Genomic DNA, 21046 nt, shown 5'->3' with positions numbered 1-21046 from the left:
AATTTATAAAAAAATCTTTTAAATCTCATTATATTCAAAACCATAAAAGGTGATTAAAAATTAATATATTTGATAGATACAAATGATGGTAGGTGGTTAATATAATAATAACTTCATTAATAATTAACACTTCCCCCTGTTTGTTTTTGGTACTTTCAGAAAATATAAAAATTAAATCAGACCGTAATGAATTCGGTTAAAACCTATACACTTTTTACAGATCATGATATTTACCTTTTTAAAGAAGGTAGTCATTACAAACTTTATGATAAATTTGGTGCCCATTCCGTTGAGAAAGACGGGGTAAAGGGGGTTTGCTTTTCCGTGTGGGCTCCGAATGCCAAGAAAGTTTCGGTGATCGGGAATTTTAACGGCTGGGACCATCAGGAGCATATCCTGTTTTCCCGATGGGACGGATCCGGTATCTGGGAAGGATTTATCGTAGGTTTGACCTGGGGTACTCTGTATAAATATGCCATAGAAACGGCCTTAGGCGAAATCCTTGAAAAAAGTGATCCTTATGCATTAAGCTGGGAACAGAACCTTCAGGCCGCCTCACTGGTTTCCACCACATGGTATGAATGGAAAGATAAGGAATGGATGACGGACCGGTTGAAAAACAACAGCCTGAAAGCTCCTGTCTCAGTCTATGAAATCCATTTGGGTTCATGGATGAGAAATGAAGATAACCCTGAACGTTTCCTGAATTATCGCGAGGTAGCAGAAAAGCTGGTGCCGTATGTAAAAGAAATGGGTTTTACCCATGTGGAATTTATGCCGGTCATGGAATACCCGTATGACCCGAGCTGGGGCTACCAGATCACCGGTTTCTTTGCCGCAACGTCACGCTTCGGATCCCCACAGGATCTGATGTTTTTAATTGATCAACTCCACCGGAATGAAATCGGGGTGATCTTAGACTGGGTACCGTCCCACTTTCCGGGCGATGCCAACGGGCTGCACCGGTTTGACGGTTCTTACCTGTATGAACATGAGGATCCGAGAAAAGGGTTTCACCCGGACTGGAAATCGTATATTTTCAACTACGGAAGAAATGAAGTGAAGTCTTTTCTCATTTCCAACGCGATGTTCTGGCTTGAAAGATACCATGCGGACGGCCTGCGGGTCGATGCGGTAACTTCAATGCTGCATCTCGACTATTCAAGAAATGAGGGCGAGTGGGAACCTAACATATATGGAGATAATGTGAACCTTGAAGCCAAAGCTTTTTTGCAGGATTTCAATACAGCGGTTTATAAAGAATTCGGAGATCATATCATCACCATTGCGGAGGAAAGTTCAGATTTTCCGCTGTTGACAAAACCCGTGCATGACGGAGGCGTAGGATTTGGAATGAAATGGATGATGGGCTGGATGCATGATACCCTGGACTATTTTAAAAAAGACCCGGCCGAGAGGAAATTTTATCACCATAAGCTGACGTTTGCCTCAATGTATATGTATAATGAAAATTATATGATGCCTTTGTCACACGATGAAGTGGTGCATGGAAAAGCAAGCCTGATCTATAAGATGCCCGGTGATGAATGGCAGAAATTTGCCAACCTCCGTGCCTTGTATGTGTATATGTTTACACATCCCGGTGCCAAACTCTTATTCATGGGAGATGAGTTCGGGCAGACCGGTGAATGGAATTTTACCCGCAGTCTGGACTGGCATTTGCTGCAGTATCCTGTTCATAAAGGCTTACAGACCTTAATCAAAGATCTTAATCATATCTACAGAAATGAAACGGCTTTTTACGAGAACCAGTTTGATGTAAACGGTTTTGAATGGGTGCAGGCTGATGATCAGGAAAATTCAGTGTATATCTATTTAAGAAAAGGAAAAAAGAAGGACAATATTTTTATGGTCATTCTCAATTTAACCCCGAAAGTTTTAGATTATAAAATCGGAGTACAGGACGGAAGCCGTTGGGAAGTTGTCTTTAATTCCGATGACAAAAAATACGGAGGAAGCGATGTGAAACCGGATATTTTCAATGAACATGGTGAAGCATACATGGGACATCCGGAATCAATCAACATCAAGCTGTCACCGCTTTCAGGAATAATTGTGAAGAAAAAAGACAAAAAATATAAACAGAACAGAATTAATCAACGCAAAAGATAAAGCAGAAAATGATCATATATCATCTAAGTACGGAATGTTATCCGGTTGCAAAAGTAGGAGGATTGGCCGATGTAGTAGGGGCTCTGCCGAAATATCAGAACAAAATTAAAGGAATTGATGCCAAAGTGGTAATGCCTTGGTACAATAAACCCTTTGTTTTAGACCATGAGTTTGACATCGTTTTTGACGGGTTTATTCACCAGGGGCCTAATATGCTCCAGGTACAGGTATTAAAAGAAAAATCCGATGCCCTGGGATTTGAGCTGTATATGGTCAGAATCCCGGGATTGCTGGACAGGGATAATCCGTACGGATACCAGGATGAAAATTTCCAGTTCATCGGTTTTCAGCATGCGATACTGCACTGGCTCAGCGCCATGGAGATCCGTCCCGATGTTTTGCATTGCCATGACTATCATACCGGGCTGGTCCCTTTTATGGTAGAACATTGCCCTGAATTTTCTTTTTTAAAAGGAGTTAAAACAATCGGAACGATCCATAATGGTGAATATCAGGGAATGATGAGCTGGGAAATGGCAAATTATTTACCGTCGTTTGATCAGTACCGATGGGGGCTGATGGATTGGAACGGGCTGATTAACCCTCTGGCAAGCATGATCAAATGTACCCATGCCTTTACGACGGTTTCTCAGGGATATCTTGAAGAACTTTTTGTAAGCTTCAGAGGATTGGAAAGCCTCGTGCGTTATGAATCCGGAAAAGCATACGGAATCATTAACGGAATTGATGCGGAAGTGTGGAATCCTGAGACGGATCCGATGCTGTATTTTAACTTTAACCGTAAAAATGCTGTGGCACAGAAAAAGAAAAATAAGGAGCATTTGTGTAAGACCTACGGTTTAAATCCTGAACTGCCCTTATTTGCTTTTATCGGACGCTTTGCCACAGAAAAAGGAGCCGATCTACTTCCTGATATGGTCTCAAGAAGCATCAAACAAAGTTTTGGGGCTCTGAATATCATGGTTCTGGGTTCCGGAAATTCCTATATAGAAAATAAACTGAAAGAGTATGAGTATATCTATACCAATTTTGCTCTGGATTTAGGTTATAAGGAACATCTTTCACATCAGATCTATGCTTCGGCAGATTTCTTACTCATGCCTTCAAGGGTTGAGCCTTGCGGACTGAACCAAATGTATTCCATGAAATACGGAACCGTCCCTGTTGTTTCTTATACGGGAGGCCTGAGAGATACGGTTCAGGATATTTCAACGGGCGGAGCAGGCATCAACTTTACACATGCCGGAGTAGATGATATTATTCACGCTATGAGCAGGGCTTTAATGCTCTACAACCAGAAAGGAATGATGGAAAATCTGATTCATGCCAATATGGATTTCAATTTTGCATGGGAACAATCGGCAGAGAAATATATAACTTTATACAATAGTTAGATAAAATCATGAAAAATATATCCTGCATAGGGATGTTTGGTTTAATGTTTGCCGTTCCTATTGGGATCAATGCCCAAAGCAATATGCAGATGGCTGTACGGCAAAACCAGCAGGTCATAGTGAACGAACAGCAAAGGCTTAACCGATTTGTTACATCAAGTTACAGCAACTACTACTCATCTAACTATGAAACGCAATTGAAGATCAGGTACAATCAATTGGCGAGGATTGAAGAAAGAATAAAAAAGCTAGAGACAGAAATTGCATCAGAGGAAGAGCCCAGATCTGATAATAAGGGAGAGAATATAAAAAGGATGAACAGCCTGGAAGCTAAATTAAATGATCTTCACAATGAAAAGGAAAAAGTTCAGAAAAGGATAATCAGGCTGGAATCTTTAGGTAAGAAACCTGAAAAAAATAAAACTGATACATTAAAATAAATAATATTAACTCAAAGATAAAAACGCAACATAATTTATGAACCGCAATGTTATATCCATTGTTTTAGGGGGTGGCAGAGGAACAAGGCTTTTTCCTTTAACGTATACGAGATCAAAACCGGCCGTGCCTATCGCGGGTAAATATCGTCTGGTAGACATTCCTATTTCCAACTGTCTGAATTCGGGGATGAATAAAATCCTTGTTCTGACGCAGTTTAATTCGGCATCTTTAAATTCACATATCAAAAACTCATATCATTTTGATATTTTCAGCAAAGGGTTTGTGGATATTCTCGCAGCAGAACAGAATGTAGAAAACGAAAGCTGGTACCAGGGAACAGCTGATGCCGTACGGCAGTCGATGAAGCATCTGGAAAAATATGATTATGAATATATTTTGATTCTTTCGGGTGACCAGCTGTATCAGATGGATTTCAAAGAAATGCTGGATTTCCATATTGAAAAAGGCGGTGACGTTACCATTGCCACGATTCCCGTTAATGCAAAAGACGCTACAGGCTTTGGAATTTTAAGTTCTGATGATGAAGGCAATATCACTTCTTTCGTTGAAAAACCGGGTTACGATATGCTGGATGGATTACAATCTGAAGTTTCTGAAGAAAATAAACATGCCGGAAAAGAATATCTTGCTTCCATGGGAATTTATATTTTCACGAAAAGCATTTTAATAAAAATGTTTGAGGATGGGGCAGGAGACGATTTCGGAAAAGATATTATCCCTAATTCGATCGGAAAATATACAACCCTGAGTTACCAGTATGAAGGGTATTGGACGGATATCGGAACGATTGAGTCCTTTTATGAAGCGAACCTGGATCTGTGCCAGGATTTCCCGCAGTTCAACCTATTTTCTTCTTCACCGATTTATACAAGGGCAAGAATGCTTCCGCCTTCTAAAATAAACGGTTCTTATGTAAGCAAGGCGGTTTTCGGGGATGGATGTATTATTATGGCCGATAAAATTGAGAATTCTGTAATCGGTAACAGGACAAGAGTCGATAAAGGAAGTACCATTGTTAATTCTTATGTGATGGGGGCCGATTTCTACCAGGATACCATGGAAATTATAATCAATGACAGAGAAGGCCGTCCCAATATGGGAATCGGGAAATACTGTTATATCGAAAAAGCGATTTTAGATAAAAACTGCCATATCGGGGACAATGTCAGAATCATAGGCGGCAAGCATCTGCAGGACGGGGATTACGGAACCCATTCGGTTCAGGATGGTATTATCGTCGTAAAAAAAGGAGCGTTTCTTGACCACGGTACCCATATCGGATAATTTAAACAAACATACAGCAGAAGTGATCAATATATTGGTCACTTTTGTTATTTGTGTTACATTTGTACGATGCGTTTTTTTAAGATCATAGCAGTATTGATAGTGTTGATGATCGGGGCTTATGCAGCCTCGATGTATTACTTTGTGGATGAAAGCAAGGATTTCAGAGTAGAAAAAGAAATTGATTATCCCATTGAAAAGGTTTTCAGCCAGTTTAACAACCTGCAGCATTTTACCCGCTGGAATAACTTCTTTACCAGTTCTCCGACCATTGATATCGATTACTACACGCCTTATGAAGGGCAGGGAAGTTCCATCAGTTATACAGACCCGAAAAATGAGACCGACGGAGAAATGTTTATCCGTTACGAAAACCCGAATAAGACACTGAGATACCAGCTTTTTGAAGACCGTAATGAAAGTCCTACCCTGGTGGATGTAAAATTCAAAGCGATTTCTCCAGAAAAAACTAAAATTATATGGATCGTCCATACCCCTAAATTATCTGTTTTAACACGGGTTGAAAACTTCTGGACGGAAGACCGGTTTGCCGAAAACATCGACAAAAGCATGGTAAACCTTAAAAATACTTTAGGGAATAAAGTGGAAAAAGACAACCAGATGGCTGCCATAAAATACGACAGCATCATGGTTGAAAATGATGAGGAAAAACTGCTGCTGGGCATCAATGTCAGTACTTCCAATAAAAAAGATGCATTGTACAGAAATATTGTAATGAATTATAATAAAATTTATAATTACACCACAATGGATCTGGGCAAAAAAGATGATGAATTCGGTTTCCCTGTCCTGATTACGGATGCCGATAATTACAAGGACAAAGAAGTCTCTTATTTCCTCGGTATTCCTTTATCCAAAAAGTTTGGGGTGACGGATAATAATTTCAGTTTCAGGACGCAGAATCCTACCCGGAATTATGTGATGTACTATAAAGGGAATTACGATGCAAGAGTAAAAGCCATACAGCAGCTGATCCAGAAAGCCAAAAAAGATGAAATGCGGTTTAATGACATTCGTCATACTTTCCTTGAACGTCCTGTAGAAGATCAGGAGGTCAATATGAAACTCTCATTATCAGTATTCAAGTAAATCCCCAGGAATAAATTTATTTATGGTTTTTTTAATAGTTTAAAGGCTGTTCTACCTCGGTTTTTTTTATTAAATTTGAAGATTAATTCTACTAACAAAATTTAATAACAGATAAACTGTAATAATGGACAGATTTTCATTCCTAAACGCAGCTCATTCTCAGTTAATTGAGGATTTATACCAACAGTATTTAAAGTTCCCAGACTCTTTAGAACCATCATGGAAGGCCTTTTTTCAGGGCTTTGATTTTGCGTTGGAGAATTACGGGGATGATGATAATCTCCAATATATTCAGACTTCCGCAGCTTCTGCACCTGCAGTACAGCAAATTTCCCAGGCCGCTGCCAATGGTGAAGTTCCGGAGCACATCAAAAAAGAGTTTAAGGTGGTAAACCTTATCGAAGCTTACAGAAGCAGAGGCCATCTGTTCACACAAACGAACCCTGTTAGAGAAAGAAGACACTATACTCCGACACTGGACATCGAAAACTTCGGACTGAGCAGTGCGGATCTTCAGACCAAATTCAACTGTGCGGTTGAAACAGGAATGAAAGAGCCTGCTACTTTGCAGGACCTGATCAAGCACCTTGAAAACATCTATTGTGATTCTATCGGTGTTGAATACATGCACATCAACAATGTTGAGGAAAAAGATTTTATTAAAAAATGGCTTCAGGTTAATGAAAACCATCCCAATCTTTCGGCCAACGAAAAAACAGAAATCCTTTTAAAATTAAACCAGGCGGTAGCATTTGAAAATTACCTTCATACCAAATTTGTCGGACAGAAAAGATTCTCTTTAGAAGGAGGGGAAACACTGATCCCTGCTTTGGATCAGCTGATCTCAAAATCTTCACAGCTTGGGGTTGATGAAGTGGTACTGGGAATGGCCCACAGAGGAAGGCTGAATGTTTTATCCAATATTTTCGGTAAATCCTACAAACAGATTTTCTCGGAATTTGAAGGGAAAGAATTTGAAGAAGATGTATTTTCCGGTGACGTGAAATATCACTTAGGATCGTCTAAAACCGTTAAAACCGCTTCCGGAGAAGAGGTTTCCATCAATCTGACACCGAACCCGTCTCACCTGGAAACGGTAGCGGCCCTTGTAGAAGGGATCTGCCGTGCGAAAGTAGATGATAAATACAAAGGGGACTATTCTAAAATATTGCCGATTGTTATTCACGGTGACGGTGCTATTGCCGGTCAGGGTATTGCCTATGAAGTTGCCCAGATGATGACATTGGAAGGTTACAAAACGGGTGGTACGGTTCATATCGTGGTGAACAACCAGGTATCGTTCACGACCAATTACATGGATGCAAGATCTTCAACATACTGTACCGATATCGCTAAGGTAACCGAATCTCCTGTAATGCACGTGAATGCAGATGATGCGGAAGCAGTGGTTCATGCTATCCATTTTGCTGCTGATTTCAGGGCTAAATTCGGTAAAGATGTTTATATTGATTTACTAGGGTACAGAAAATACGGACACAATGAAGGGGATGAACCAAGGTTCACCCAGCCTAATTTATATAAACTGATTTCAAAGCACCCGAATCCCAGAGAAATTTATAAAGACCAGCTTCTTAAAGACAGCATAACCTCAAACGACGTTATTGCAAAAATGGAAGCTGATTTCAAAGGACTCCTAGATAAGGATTTTGATGCATCCAAAGAAATCGAGAAGAATGTAATGGATGTTTTCATGGCAGAAGACTGGACAAAGTATCCGATTGGGAAAAGAGGAGCCGTTCAGGAAGCCGTTGATACAAAATATGACTTGGAAAAGCTGAAGAAACTGGCGATTCAGATGTCAACACTTCCGTCTGACAAAAAATTCATCAATAAAATCACCAGACTTTTCGAAAACAGAATTAAAGCGATTGAAGGGAACTCTCTGGATTGGGCTTTGGGGGAATGGTTAGCGTACGCTACTTTGCTTACCGAAGGTCATAACATAAGAATCTCCGGTGAAGATGTGGAGAGAGGGACATTCTCCCACAGACACGCCGTCATAAAAACTGAAGATACCGAAGAAGAATATATCCCGTTGAGACACGTTTCCGAAAACCGGTTTGATATTTACAATTCCCATCTTTCCGAATACGGAGTGTTAGGCTTTGATTATGGTTACGCGATGGCTTCACCGAATACCCTGACCATCTGGGAAGCCCAGTTTGGGGATTTCGTAAACGGTGCGCAGATTATTGTTGACCAATACCTGGCTGCAGCAGAAGAAAAATGGAAAATTCAGGACGGACTGGTGATGTTATTGCCTCACGGTTCGGAAGGGCAAGGTGCCGAGCACTCTTCAGCCAGACTGGAAAGATTCCTTACGCTTTGTGCCAATGAAAATATGGTGGTGGCGAATATTACCTCGCCTGCCAACTATTTCCACCTGCTGAGAAGGCAGCTGAAATGGCCGTTCAGAAAGCCGTTAATCGTCATGAGTCCGAAATCATTGTTAAGACATCCGAAAGTGGTTTCTCCGCTTGAGGATTTCTCAGACAAAGGGTTCCAGCCTATTTTAGACGATCCGGCTGCTGATCCAAATAAAATTGAAAAAGTGGTTCTTTGTTCAGGTAAGCTGTATTTTGAATTGCTTGCTAAAAAAGAAGAATTGAATGCTGAAAATGTCGCATTGGTAAGATTCGAGCAGTTATATCCTCTTCAGGCTGATGCCATCCAGGCCGTTTTCGATAAATATGAAAACAGAAAAGAACTGGTATGGGCACAGGAAGAACCTGAAAATATGGGGGCATGGTCTTATATCCTGAGAAATTTCAGAGAAACGGGAATTCAGGTGATAGCACCTGTTCCGAGCGGTGCTCCGGCTCCGGGAAGCCATAAAATGTTTGAAAAGAACCAGAACCTGGTGATCAACAGAGTGTTTGACAGGGATGATGCTCCGGCAAAAAGACCTGTAACCGCTTAATTTTAATTAATAATCAATAAAAAATAAAAAATACGATATGTCAGTTTTAGAAATGAAAGTTCCTTCACCGGGCGAATCAATTACAGAAGTTGAAATTGCAACCTGGCTTGTGAAAGATGGTGATTATGTAGAAAAAGATCAGCCCATCGCTGAAGTGGATTCAGATAAAGCGACACTTGAACTGCCTGCTGAAGAAAGTGGTATTATTACTTTAAAAGCTGAAGAAGGAGATGTGGTACAGGTAGGACAAGTGGTGTGTTTAATTGATAGGGATGCTGCAAAACCTGCGGGTGATGCTGGCGCTGCTCCGGCTGCTGAAGCTCCAAAACAGGAAGAAACGCCTAAAGCGGCCGAACCGGCAAAACAGGAAGCTCCGAAACCTGCTGCCCAACCGGCAGCGACTGCAACTCAGACTTATGCCACAGGCGCTCCGTCTCCTGCTGCCAAGAAAATTCTTGACGAAAAAGGGATTGATGCTTCACAGGTTTCAGGTTCCGGAAGAGACGGAAGAATTTCTAAATCTGATGCCGAACTGGCTGCAGTTCCTGCATTGGGAGGAAACCCGGTCAGTGCCACAGGATCCAGGTCTACAACGACCACCAAACTTTCAGTTTTAAGAAGAAAAATCGCTCAGAGATTAGTTTCTGTGAAGAATGAAACGGCTATGTTAACCACTTTCAATGAAGTTGACATGTCTGAAATCTTCAGACTGAGAAAACAATATAAAGAAGAATTTGCGCAGAAGCACGGGGTAGGACTTGGGTTTATGTCTTTCTTCACCAAAGCGGTGACCAGAGCATTGCAGATGTATCCTGATGTAAACGCATCCATTGACGGAGATTTTAAGGTAAACTATGATTTCTGTGATATTTCCATTGCTGTCTCCGGTCCTAAGGGATTGATGGTTCCGGTATTGAGAAATGCTGAAAATATGTCGTTCCAGAGTGTTGAAGCCAATATCAAGGATCTGGCAATAAAAGTAAGAGACGGTAAGATTACGGTTGATGAAATGACCGGAGGTACTTTCACCATTACCAACGGCGGAACTTTCGGGTCTATGATGTCTACACCAATCATCAACCCTCCTCAGTCTGCAATTTTAGGGATGCATAACATCATCCAGAGACCGGTTGCTGTTGACGGGCAGGTAGTGATCCGTCCAATGATGTATGTGGCTATGTCTTATGACCACAGGATTATCGACGGTAAGGAATCCGTAGGTTTCCTTGTGGCGGTAAAAGAAGCTATTGATAATCCGGTTGCTGTTTTATTGGGCGGAGACGAAAGAAAAGGTCTCGGTCTGTAATCCGGTTAATTAACACACAACTTACAATCTCGCCTCAAAAAGGCGAGATTTTTGTATCTCTTATTTATTATAAATACGAACATGATGTTTTCACAAACGACCTCAAATATCAAAGTTTCAGTTATCCCTGAGTATGATAGTAAGAACAGTTACCCCTCTGAAAACAGATATGTTTTCAAATATAATATCACGATCGAAAATGACGGGGATTTTCCCATACAGGTCCTTAAAAGAAAATGGCTTATTTTTGATGTGGGTTTTGGGTTTACGGAAATTATCGGTGACGGAGTAATCGGTTTAACCCCGGAAATTCCTGTCAATGAAAATTTCACTTATTTTTCTAATGTCATGCTTCGCTCTGGAGTAGGGCATATGAGCGGAAAATATCTGGTAAGAAATATGGACACCCAGGAAAATTTTGAAATTGACATCCCGAAGTTTAATTTATTATCGGAAGTGTTGAGTAATTAAATAAAAAAGTATCATTTCAGATTACTCAATTTTCCTTAAAAAAAATTAAAGCTTCTTAATTTTCAGCTTCATATAATCGGAAACTTCTTCATTGCTGGTAAGCAGCAGTTTTTCAAAAGCCAGTAAAGAAATTTTGGCACATACTTCGGCATCCGCTCCGGCCCTGTGATGATTAAACTTAATCTGATGGTATTCCGCAAGATGTTTTAAGCCGTATTTAGGCAGATAATTCCATGATTTTTTGGCCAGCTGAATGCTGCACATATAATTCATTTTTGGCGTGAACATTCCATAATGGTTCAGGCATCCTCTTAAAACTCCGGCATCAAATCCTGCATTATGAGCGATCATTAATGTACCGTACATCATTTCTTCCACTTCGTACCAGATCTCATCAAAAGTAGGTGCGTCTTTCACATCATCCGGAATAATTCCATGAACTCCAACGTTAAAAGGACTGAAATATGGAAAGCTCGGCGGCTTGATCAGCCATGTTTTTGTTTCCACGATTTCAGAATCCTGTACAATGCATATTCCCAGCTCACAGGCTGAATTCCTTTCATGGGTAGCGGTTTCGAAGTCTAGTGCACAAAAATCCATTCAGTTGGTATAAAGGTTTATATTAAAATTATTTTACGCCTGAAAAATGTTTAAAGATCAGCCATTCCGACTGATAGAACTTTTTTTTCTGATACTTTTGGCGGCGTTTCCAGGTTCCGGCAGCCTGCCTATAAAATGAAGAATGTGCCCTTCCGACAGCCCAGAAATGGGCTATTCCATATTTGTATCCAAAATATGCCGCAGCCAGTCCGTCAAGGCAAAGTCTTAAGAAAAGGATACCGATCAGTCTTGGAAACGGAAGATTCTTCAGCATCATGGACAGATTGTTCCTGATATTCAGGAAGGTCTTTTGAGGGCTTTGTTTATTCAAGGTTCCGCCGCCGACATGATAGACAGCAGATTTTCCGGTATAAAAGATTTTCTTCCCGGAATTGATGAGTCTCCAGCAGAGATCAATTTCCTCCTGATGGGCAAAGAACCGTTCATCAAAACCGTTCTGCTCCCAAAAATCTTCTGAGCGGATAAATAAACAGCAGCCTGAAGCCCAGAAAATTTCTGTTTCATCATTGTACTGCCCTTTATCTTCTTCAAGGTCATCAAAAACCCTTCCCCTGCAGTACGGGTAGCCCAGATTGTCGATCAAGCCTCCTGCAGCCCCGGCAAACTCAAAATGTTTTTTATGATCAAAAGATAAAATTTTTGGCTGAACGGCTGCAATTAGGGGATCCTTTTCAAATAATTGCAGGACAGGCGCAATCCAGTTTTCCGTAACTTCCACATCAGAGTTCAGCAGACAGTAATAGGGATTGTTGATCTTTTTTAATCCTTCATTGTAACCTCCTGCAAAGCCGTAATTTTCACTGTTTCTAATAATTCCGACTGATGGATAATGAGTCTCTAAAAACGTAATAGAATCATCTGTAGAAAGATTGTCAATGACATAAATATCTGCATTTTGAGAAAACCGGATTACATCAGGAAGAAACTTTTCAAGCCAGTTTTTCCCGTTCCAGTTTAAAATGATAACGGCTAACTTTTCGGACATAGGAAGTTATTTTTTTTCAGAATCAAAATTTTTAATGGAATCCTGATATTTCCATTTTCTGTGTGACCACAGGTAATTATCAGGACGCTTACGCAATGTGTTTTCCAATAGCTTATGAAATTTCTTAACAACTTCATGCTCAACAAACTTTTCCCCGTCAGGCTCAATCCTATGATAGTTTACCTGGTAAAACCCGCGTTTTACTTTCTTCATTTCAGAATAGATAAAGGCAAGGTCCATCCGGGTGGCTAATTTATCATATCCTGTAAAAACGGGCGTTCTCTGATTCAGAAATTCAAGGCCATACGTAATATGTGAAAAATGCGGTGTCTGGTCAGCTACAAACATATAGGCAGCGTTACCGTCATTCTTGGCTCTGAAAATATGGAGAATTACCTCATTGGCTTCCAGTGCTTCGTTACCGAACTTGTTTCGTGTCATTTTCATCTGGTTTTCCCAGAAATCACTGTTCACTTTTCTGTATACGGGATGGCTGTGGTCCTGTGGGGCAATAGTAGCCAGAGCATTCATCCATTCCCAGTTGAAGACATGACCCGCAAGTAAAATAATATTTTTGCCTTCTGCCTTTGCCTGATGGAAAACCTCTTGATTGATGTGCTGCATCCTCACCTTAGCTTCTGTTTCCGAAATGTTGAAAGATTTAATGGTTTCAACCAGATAATCAGAAAAATTCCTGTAAAACTTTTTTCTGATCCGGGCAATTTCTTCATCCGATTTTTCAGGAAATGAGTTTTTTAAATTTTGGGTAATGACCTCTTTTCGGTAACCTACAAAGTAATAGTTCAGAAAGAACATAATATCCGAAAATATGTATAATATTTTCAGCGGAAGCTTTGAAACTAAATTTAATATACTGATCAGGATATTCATAAAACAGGCAAATTTACGGATAATAAAATTATGGTTCCGTTTTTGCTGGCAATAAGTATTATTTTTTTATTTTTATAGTATGAAAAAAGTATTATTAACAGCTTTTTTGGGATTCAGTGCTATTGCTTTTTCTCAGGAACTGAAAGATAAACCCGAAGCAAGGGAAGCGGATAAAACCTTATTGATGCCAGCAGATCATGCGGAATTGGATGCAAAGAAGAAAGCCGCGGAGGAGAAGAACAAACTGCCTAAACCCTACGATCCGAAGGCCGATGCAGAGAAAGACATTCAGAACTTAATAGCAAAAGCTAAAAAAGAAAAGAAGAATATCATGATCCAGGCAGGAGGAAATTGGTGTATTTGGTGTTTGCGGTTTAATAATTTTGTACAGACCACGCCTGAGCTGAAACAGATTGTCGATAAAAATTACCTGTACTACCATCTTAACTATTCTCCGGATAATAAAAACGAAAAAGTTTTTGCTAAATATGGAAATCCGGGAGATAAATTCGGGTATCCTGTTTTTATTGTTCTGAACAGAGATGGAAAACAGATTCATATCCAGCAAAGTGATGTTTTGGAAGAAGGAAAAGGATATAGTTTAGAAAAAGTAAAGCAGTTTTTGGAAAATTGGAAACCTAATTAATCAATAATCCCTTTCATCATCGAAAGGGATTATTATTTTGTTTAATTAGAAACACATAATTCTAATTTCACTTTATATAGGGATAAATTATTTGAGTATAATTATAGCCAACATTTTTCATAAAATTTCAGCAGGAATTTAATCCCAAAATAATATAATGACAATAAAAAAACCACTTCAAACGAAGTGGTTTATATATTTAAGAAAAAATTTCTTGAATTTTTAATTAAGCTTCTTCAGAAGGAGTTTCTTCCGCTACCTTAGCCGGCTTTGGAGCTGCAGGAGCCTGTGGAGCAGGAGGTGCATCAGATACGATGTCGAATTCGAAATTATACTCAACGTTTCTGTGTAATCTGATGTTAGCTGTTACTTTACCGGTTCTCTTAATCGTGTTCCCAGGAATTTTGATATATTTTTTATCAACAGAAACTCCGGTTTTAGCAAGAGCAGCAGAAAGATCTGCATTGTTGATAGACCCGAATAACTTGTCGCCTGAACCTACTTTTGCAGGAATGGTAACAGAAGTTTTCTTTAATTGATCTACGATACCGTTGGCAGTAGCCACTAATTTAGCTTCTTCTTCTTTTCTGGCTTCCAAAGTAGCTTCAAGAGCTGCTTTGTTTTTAGGAGTAGCCAAAAGAGCGATCCCCTGAGGCAATAAGAAATTTCTTGCGTAACCAGGCTTTACACTTACCGTGTCAAATTCAAGGCCTAAGTTTTCTACGTCTTTTTTTAAGATAATGTCCATTGTTGTTGTCCTTTTTTAGATATTAGAGGTTAGAGATGTCAGGGGTCAGAGATCAGACAAAGTCTGTCATCTGAATTCTGTGATCTGAAATCTAAAATCAAGTTAGAATTAAAATATTTATTCAGCAACAAAAGAAGAGGTTGCCCTCTTCCTTTATTTATTTTTGTCTTATTATTATTTTAATAAGTCAGCTACGTAAGGTAGTAATGAAAGGTGTCTTGCTCTTTTAATTGCAGCAGAAACTTTTCTTTGGTATTTTAAAGAAGTTCCGGTATATCTTCTTGGTAAGATTTTACCTTGCTCGTTTACAAACTGTAATAAGAAATCAGCATCTTTGTAATCAACGTGCTTAATTCCGAATTTTTTGAATCTACAATATTTCTTTTCAGATTTTGTATTGATATCAAGCGGAGTAAGGAATTTTACTTCAGATTCTCCTCCAGCTGAGGCTTGTTTAGCCATATCATCTATTGCCATGTCTTGTCTTTTTTAATAGGGGGTTAATAATTAAGCTCTAGCTGCTTTTACTTTTGCTCTTCTTGTTACAGCGTACTCAATAGCGTGTTTGTCCAGCTTTGTAGTCAGGTAACGGATTACTCTCTCGTCACGTTTGAATGCCAATTCTAAATCAGCTACTACAGAACCTTCACCTTTAAATTCGATTAAAGTGTAAAAGCCGTTCTTTTTCAATTGGATAGGATACGCTAATTTTTTTAATCCCCAGCTTTCTTTAGCAACGATTTCGCAGTTCTTTTCTTTGATAAGATCTTCAAATTTTTTCACTGCTTCCTCCACCTGTGCGTCAGATAGAACGGGAGTTAAAATGAAAACAGTTTCGTAATTGTTCATAATGTTAAATGAATTTGTTAATTATTTCGAGGTGCAAAAGTATGAAATATATTTGTAATAAACAATATCGAGTATAGTTTTCTTAATGATAGTAAAAATATATTCTTCTGATAAATCCGGAAATCTTATACTTTTATTAAAGTTAGAATGTATATGATTTCTAAAATCAGGTTTCTAATATGTTTAAATAAAGTTCTTCCTATTATATTAAATCAAAAACCTCCGGAAGATCCGAAGGTTTATATTTTGAAACTGGTAAAATTACTTATTGCCAATTATTCATCATTTATATTTCCGTATTCAGATCCCAGTTTTGAAGGTAATCATGAACATGCTTCAGCATCATTCCTCCCAATGAACCGTCTACGACTCTGTGGTCATATGAGTGAGACATGAACATCAACTGACGGATGGCGATTACATCACCGTCTTTAGTCTCAAGAACTGCCGGTTTTTTCACGATAGCACCGATGGCCATAATGGCAACCTGCGGCTGGGGAATTATAGGGGTTCCCATCAGGTTTCCGAAGCTTCCTACATTGGAAATCGTATACGTGGCACCCTGAGTGTCTTCCGGTCTTAATTTTTTGTTCCTTGCTCTGTATGCCAGATCATTGATCGCTTTAGCCAATCCTGAAAGTGATAATTGATCAGCATTTTTAATAACCGGAACAATAAGGTTTCCGTCGGGTAAAGCCGTTGCCATCCCGATATTGATGTTTTTCTTTTTAATAATGTTGTCACCGTTCAAGGAAACATTGATCATTGGGAAATCCTGAATCGCTTTCACGATTGCTTTCACAAAAATCGGCATGAACGTTAATTTTTCACCCTCACGTTTTTCAAAAATATCTTTATGCTTGTTTCTCCATTTTACCACGTTGGTCACGTCTGTTTCAATGAAAGAAGTCACATGCGGAGCAATATGTTTGGCTTTCACCATATTCTCAGCGATGATTTTTCTCATTCTGTCCATCGGAATGATCTCGTCACCTGCTGCTACAGCAATGGTAGAAGCTGGAGCTGAAATAGCAACGGATTGCGGAGCATGGGCCACCTGTTGTACCGGAGCTGTTTGTGGAGCCGGCTGGTTCCCTCTGTTACTTACGTAGGCTAAAATATCTTCTTTGGTAATTCTCCCTTCCAGACCGTTTCCTGTAATGGATTTAAGTTCTGTTTCAGAAATATTTTCCTGTTGTGCGATTGATTTTACCAGGGGAGACAAATATAAATCTCCGGAAAATTCCTGTGCTGAAGCAGCAGGCTGTAACGGCTGTTCAATAGTGTTTAAAATCTCGGTATCCGGTGCAGGAGTTTCGGCTTTCACTTCTTCCGAAGCTGTATTCCCGTTCTCACCTTCAATTTCTAAAATGGCAATAGCTTCACCTACCTTGGCAACCTCGTCCTTCTGTTTCAAAATCTTCACGATTTTCCCCGAAACCGGTGTCGGAACATCTGAATCTACCTTATCGGTTGCAATTTCCACTACGGAATCATCTTCTTTCACACTATCACCTTCGCTGAACAACCAAGTGATAATTGTCGCTTCCATAACGCCTTCTCCCATGGAAGGAAGCAATAATTTGTACTCTGCCATTTTTAATTTTTAGATTTTGACAAATATATAAAAAAAAACGATTTTTTTATGAAATATTAAATGTTAGAAAAATTCAATGTAAATATTTTCCCCGACATTAAGACCGAATAAAGTTTTAGCCCCGTTTTTTCTGCTGCCTTTGTAGATCGTGAGCTCTAAAACCTGACTGTCATTGAAAATTGCTGCAGACTGCCCGTGGAATTCCGTTTCTCTTTCCCAGTCTGAAACCACTTCCGTATGGCTTCCGAATACTTTTGAAAGAGCAAGATTCCTGAACTTTATGGTGAAACTTTCGTATCCTTTTCCAATGGTTTCAAATAAGTCTTTATTGATATTTGAGATTATATTTCCGAAATTATCAATATACATCACCTCGCCGATAATCATTTTTTCAGAATCATTATAAACAGGCTTTGGAAACAGCAGCTGCTTTGAAGAGTCGATTTTCCGCCCGATGACCTCCGGGAGCCCACCATTGGCAAGGTGTACGGCTGCAGGGACAAAAACGTCGCTTGAAGTAAAATTAACAATATCATCAAATCTGTTATTCAGGGTGATTTCATAGATGGCTTCCGGCTTGATATCAAAAAAAACAAGGCTTACAAGACCGTTATCGGCGGCAATAAAGTAATGCCCGTCTGCTTTACAGACAATATTTTTCCGGGATTTATGATGAAAACTGTCAACAGAAAGTATATGGATGGTACCTTTCGGGAAATGCTTATATGCGTTTCTTACAATGTAAGAGGTCTGTACAAGGTTGAATGCCTGGATTTCGTGGCTGATATCAATAATATGAACCTCCTGATTCAGAGAGAGGATGCTGCCTTTTACAGCGGCAACTCTGTAATCCAAATTTCCGAAATCTGAAGTGAGGGTAATAATTGACATTGATTCTTTATGAAATAATAGAAATGCAAATTTATCTAAAATAAAGAGAAAGCCGGGACGATTGTGGAAAAGAATTTGATATAAATCTCAAAAAAAGTTTTAAATTTAAAATCTAAATTAATAAATACTGCATGTTTGAATTAACATATGATTTGGAGGATATCGATGCGAAAATCTTCTATGGAGTTAATAACCAATATTTCAATGTCATAAAATCTACTTTTCCTACACTTAAAATTACAGGCAGGGACCATTATATTTTTGCGATGGGAAATCAGGAAGCTCTTGATATATTCAGGCAGAAACTTGATGATATTGTCGGATTTATATCAAAAAACAATTCTATCGGGCTGAAAGATGTTGAAAATATTCTCAATATCAAAGACGAAAACGAAAAACAGCTGGTTTTTGATCAGGATATTATTGTAAAAGGGGTTAACGGCAAAGTGATTAAAGCGAAAACGACTAACCTTAAAAAACTTGTTAAAGAAACGGAGAAAAAGGATATGGTTTTTGCAATAGGACCTGCAGGGACGGGGAAAACCTATACAAGTGTGGCTTTGGCAGCAAAAGCGTTGCGGGATAAATCGGTAAAAAGAATTGTTCTAACAAGGCCTGCCGTGGAAGCAGGGGAGAGCTTAGGGTTTTTACCGGGTGATCTTAAAGAAAAGCTGGATCCTTATCTACAGCCTTTATATGATGCGCTCCGTGATATGATCCCGCATGAAAAGCTGGAAGGGTTTATAGAAAAAAAAATAATTGAAGTGGCACCGCTGGCCTTTATGAGAGGAAGAACCCTGGATGATGCGTTTGTGATTCTGGATGAAGCTCAGAACACCACCCATTCCCAAATGAAGATGTTTTTAACCAGGATGGGAATGAATGCCAAGTTTATCATTACGGGAGACCCAAGCCAGGTCGACCTGCCGCCAAGACAGCAGTCCGGATTAAAGGAGGCGATGAGAATCCTGAAAGACGTTAAGGAAATCGGTTTTGTGCATCTTACGGAAGAAGATGTGGTAAGGCATCCTGTGGTTAGGAAAATTATTTTAGCCTACAACAGTGAGGATAAGAAACAGAGAGAGGAATAATTCTAAGAATCATACTATAAATGCAGAATGAATCAATTATTCTGCATTTTATTTTCATACCACAAAATATCACTTCATTTTGATATTTAAAAAAAAGCGTTATTTTTGCCTCGAATTAATTAAAAACTATTAATACAATGAAGAAATTTATACTTTTGGCAGCCGTGGCTGTAATGGGAATGAGTGTTAATGCTCAGGAAACAAAGTTTGGTGTGAAAGCGGGATATTCAATGTCTACTCTTAAAGCCAAATATGACGGAGGATCTGAAAGCAGTGATCCACTACATACTTTTTATGTAGGAGGTTTAGTAGAACATAAAATCAGTGATAAATTTGGCTTACAAGGAGAGGTCTTATATTCTCCATTGGGAGGTAAGATTTCTGAGACTGTTCAGGCTGATGCAAATACATTTGTTTCTGCAAAAGCAAAAATGACTTTTGGAACTTTATTAGTACCGATCTCAGCGAAATATTTTATTACTGAAGGTTTATCTGTCTCTGCAGGAGCGAGCTTCGGATTTATTCTTTCTGCAAAAACAAAATATGAAGTTGATGCCGGATTAGGTCTGCCTGGATTAGGAATTCAGATCGGTGACGAAGTAGATGTTAAAGACCAAACCAATACGTTAAACATTGCTCCTTTCATTGGTGCTGAATATATGCTAGAAAACGGTTTGTTTTTTGATGCAAGATATAATGTAGGAGTTTCTAACTTAGCTAAAGACGCAGCTAATGGTGAGAAAATGACCAACAGTTTCTTACAGGTAGGTGTAGGATTTAAATTCGGAAATAACTAAGATCTTTTCCATACACAATTAAAGCGGTACAAAATTTGTATCGCTTTTTTTTATTGTATTTTACATACCACATATTTGGGTTTCAGTTTAGATAAATATTTCTCAATTCAATATATAAACTTTTTAAAATGAAAAAATTACTATTATTGGGTGCGTTCGCACTTTTGGGTGGTGTTGCGCAGGCGCAGGAAGGTTTCAGGCTGGGAGGCCATATCGGGGCTCCGCTTGGTGATGCTTCAGATGCTGCCAGTGTTACCTTAGGAATAGATGCCGCATATATGTGGAATATTACAAAAGGTCTGGATATCGGTGCCACTACAGGATATTCTCATTTTTTCGGGAAAGACCGTTTTGAGGATTTCGGTTTTGTGCCTGTTGCCGCTTCAGGAAAATATAAGTTTGCCAAGATCCCACTGTTTGTGGGACTGGATCTGGGAGCAGCCATTTCTACCAGGGATTATATCAACAGCGGCTTATATGTTGCACCAAGAGTAGGTTATCAAATGAAAAAGGCAGAATTGTATCTGGGATTCCAAAATGTAAGCAGTAAATACAAATCTCGCGACTATTATTGGGACCATAATGACAGATTTAGCTTTGGAGCCGTCAACTTCGGCGCTAATTTCTTCTTAAATTAAGATTTTTTTTAATCAGCTATATTGAACTCCAATTGAAAAATTGGAGTTTTTTCATTCAAAATTTTGTGAAAATCCTAAAGGTCTTTATTTAATAAATCTTTTAGCCGAAAATATCTAATAACCTTCAATGATATTAATCACATTAACAAATTGTAATACTACCACAGCAT

Annotated in this window: 20 protein-coding genes; 12 read left to right on the top strand and 8 right to left on the bottom strand. The window is 39.1% G+C overall.

From position 1 onward, the window contains the following. Positions 1-186: 186 nt before the first annotated feature. The 8 genes from glgB (at position 187) to apaG (ending at position 11122) form a co-directional block, all read left to right on the top strand. Complete coding sequence (gene glgB, locus H561_RS0102305) at positions 187-2133, top strand: 1,4-alpha-glucan branching protein GlgB (RefSeq protein WP_027385542.1); 1947 nt, start codon at positions 187-189, stop codon at positions 2131-2133. A gap of 8 nt (positions 2134-2141) precedes the next feature. Further along, on the top strand, positions 2142-3548 hold the full coding sequence (locus H561_RS0102300; protein ID WP_027385541.1) for a glycogen synthase: 1407 nt from the start codon (positions 2142-2144) through the stop codon (positions 3546-3548). Positions 3549-3556: 8 nt separating this feature from the next. Continuing rightward, positions 3557-3988 carry a hypothetical protein gene (locus tag H561_RS0102295; protein WP_155845714.1) on the top strand — a complete coding sequence of 144 codons (432 nt, stop codon included), beginning with the start codon at positions 3557-3559 and terminating at the stop codon, positions 3986-3988. A gap of 37 nt (positions 3989-4025) precedes the next feature. Continuing rightward, entirely contained in the window at positions 4026-5294 is a 1269-nt protein-coding gene (locus tag H561_RS0102290) for a glucose-1-phosphate adenylyltransferase (protein ID WP_027385539.1), read from the top strand. Positions 5295-5363: 69 nt separating this feature from the next. Beyond that, entirely contained in the window at positions 5364-6404 is a 1041-nt protein-coding gene (locus H561_RS0102285; RefSeq protein ID WP_027385538.1) for an SRPBCC domain-containing protein, read from the top strand. Between the two features lie 124 nt (positions 6405-6528). Beyond that, positions 6529-9345, top strand: a complete 2817-nt coding sequence (locus H561_RS0102280; protein ID WP_027385537.1) for a 2-oxoglutarate dehydrogenase E1 component — start codon at positions 6529-6531, stop codon at positions 9343-9345. Positions 9346-9382: 37 nt separating this feature from the next. Continuing rightward, on the top strand, positions 9383-10651 hold the full coding sequence (gene odhB / locus H561_RS0102275) for a 2-oxoglutarate dehydrogenase complex dihydrolipoyllysine-residue succinyltransferase (protein WP_027385536.1): 1269 nt from the start codon (positions 9383-9385) through the stop codon (positions 10649-10651). A gap of 81 nt (positions 10652-10732) precedes the next feature. Next, on the top strand, positions 10733-11122 hold the full coding sequence (gene apaG, locus H561_RS0102270) for a Co2+/Mg2+ efflux protein ApaG (protein ID WP_034761106.1): 390 nt from the start codon (positions 10733-10735) through the stop codon (positions 11120-11122). Between the two features lie 45 nt (positions 11123-11167). Here the strand turns inward: apaG and H561_RS0102265 are convergent, their stop codons facing one another. Genes H561_RS0102265 through H561_RS0102255 form a run of 3 tightly spaced genes read right to left on the bottom strand, consistent with a single transcriptional unit; the run spans position 11168 to position 13619 of the window. Further along, on the bottom strand, positions 11168-11722 hold the full coding sequence (locus H561_RS0102265) for a 3'-5' exonuclease (protein WP_027385534.1): 555 nt from the start codon (positions 11720-11722) through the stop codon (positions 11168-11170). 28 nt (positions 11723-11750) lie between these two features. After that, positions 11751-12728: a glycosyltransferase family 2 protein gene (locus H561_RS0102260; RefSeq protein WP_027385533.1), complete on the bottom strand. Its 978-nt coding sequence runs from the start codon at positions 12726-12728 to the stop codon at positions 11751-11753. Between the two features lie 6 nt (positions 12729-12734). Next, entirely contained in the window at positions 12735-13619 is an 885-nt protein-coding gene (locus H561_RS0102255; RefSeq protein WP_027385532.1) for a lysophospholipid acyltransferase family protein, read from the bottom strand. A gap of 79 nt (positions 13620-13698) precedes the next feature. On the opposite strand from H561_RS0102255, the gene H561_RS0102250 reads away from it, so the two are divergent. Next, positions 13699-14265 (top strand): thioredoxin family protein, encoded by a 567-nt coding sequence (locus tag H561_RS0102250; RefSeq protein ID WP_027385531.1) that lies wholly within the window; start codon positions 13699-13701, stop codon positions 14263-14265. A gap of 226 nt (positions 14266-14491) precedes the next feature. Here the strand turns inward: H561_RS0102250 and rplI are convergent, their stop codons facing one another. From rplI to H561_RS0102225, 5 genes are all read right to left on the bottom strand, one after another. Further along, positions 14492-15013, bottom strand: coding sequence for a 50S ribosomal protein L9 (rplI, locus tag H561_RS0102245; RefSeq protein ID WP_027385530.1), 522 nt, complete (start codon positions 15011-15013; stop codon positions 14492-14494). 174 nt (positions 15014-15187) lie between these two features. Continuing rightward, the gene (gene rpsR, locus H561_RS0102240; RefSeq protein ID WP_027385529.1) at positions 15188-15490 is read right to left on the bottom strand and encodes a 30S ribosomal protein S18; all 303 of its coding nucleotides are present in this window, start codon (positions 15488-15490) and stop codon (positions 15188-15190) included. A gap of 30 nt (positions 15491-15520) precedes the next feature. After that, complete coding sequence (gene rpsF, locus H561_RS0102235; RefSeq protein WP_027385528.1) at positions 15521-15862, bottom strand: 30S ribosomal protein S6; 342 nt, start codon at positions 15860-15862, stop codon at positions 15521-15523. A gap of 286 nt (positions 15863-16148) precedes the next feature. Further along, positions 16149-17459: a dihydrolipoamide acetyltransferase family protein gene (locus H561_RS0102230; RefSeq protein WP_027385527.1), complete on the bottom strand. Its 1311-nt coding sequence runs from the start codon at positions 17457-17459 to the stop codon at positions 16149-16151. Positions 17460-17522: 63 nt separating this feature from the next. After that, entirely contained in the window at positions 17523-18350 is an 828-nt protein-coding gene (locus H561_RS0102225; RefSeq protein ID WP_027385526.1) for an SAM hydrolase/SAM-dependent halogenase family protein, read from the bottom strand. A 131-nt stretch (positions 18351-18481) separates the two neighbouring features. Here H561_RS0102225 and H561_RS0102220 point away from each other — a divergent pair, with 131 nt between their 5' ends. From H561_RS0102220 to H561_RS0102210, 3 genes are all read left to right on the top strand, one after another. Then, positions 18482-19441: a PhoH family protein gene (locus H561_RS0102220; RefSeq protein WP_027385525.1), complete on the top strand. Its 960-nt coding sequence runs from the start codon at positions 18482-18484 to the stop codon at positions 19439-19441. A gap of 137 nt (positions 19442-19578) precedes the next feature. Then, positions 19579-20238, top strand: coding sequence for a porin family protein (locus H561_RS0102215; protein WP_027385524.1), 660 nt, complete (start codon positions 19579-19581; stop codon positions 20236-20238). Between the two features lie 128 nt (positions 20239-20366). Next, a complete protein-coding gene (locus tag H561_RS0102210; RefSeq protein ID WP_027385523.1) occupies positions 20367-20876 on the top strand; it encodes a hypothetical protein in 510 nt (169 codons plus the stop codon). Positions 20877-21046: the final 170 nt, after the last annotated feature.

Source organism: Chryseobacterium gregarium DSM 19109 (genome assembly GCF_000430845.1).
GTDB lineage: Bacteria > Bacteroidota > Bacteroidia > Flavobacteriales > Weeksellaceae > Chryseobacterium > Chryseobacterium gregarium.
Note: the sequence above shows the minus strand (reverse complement) of the source record. Positions and strands in the feature narration are given on the sequence as shown.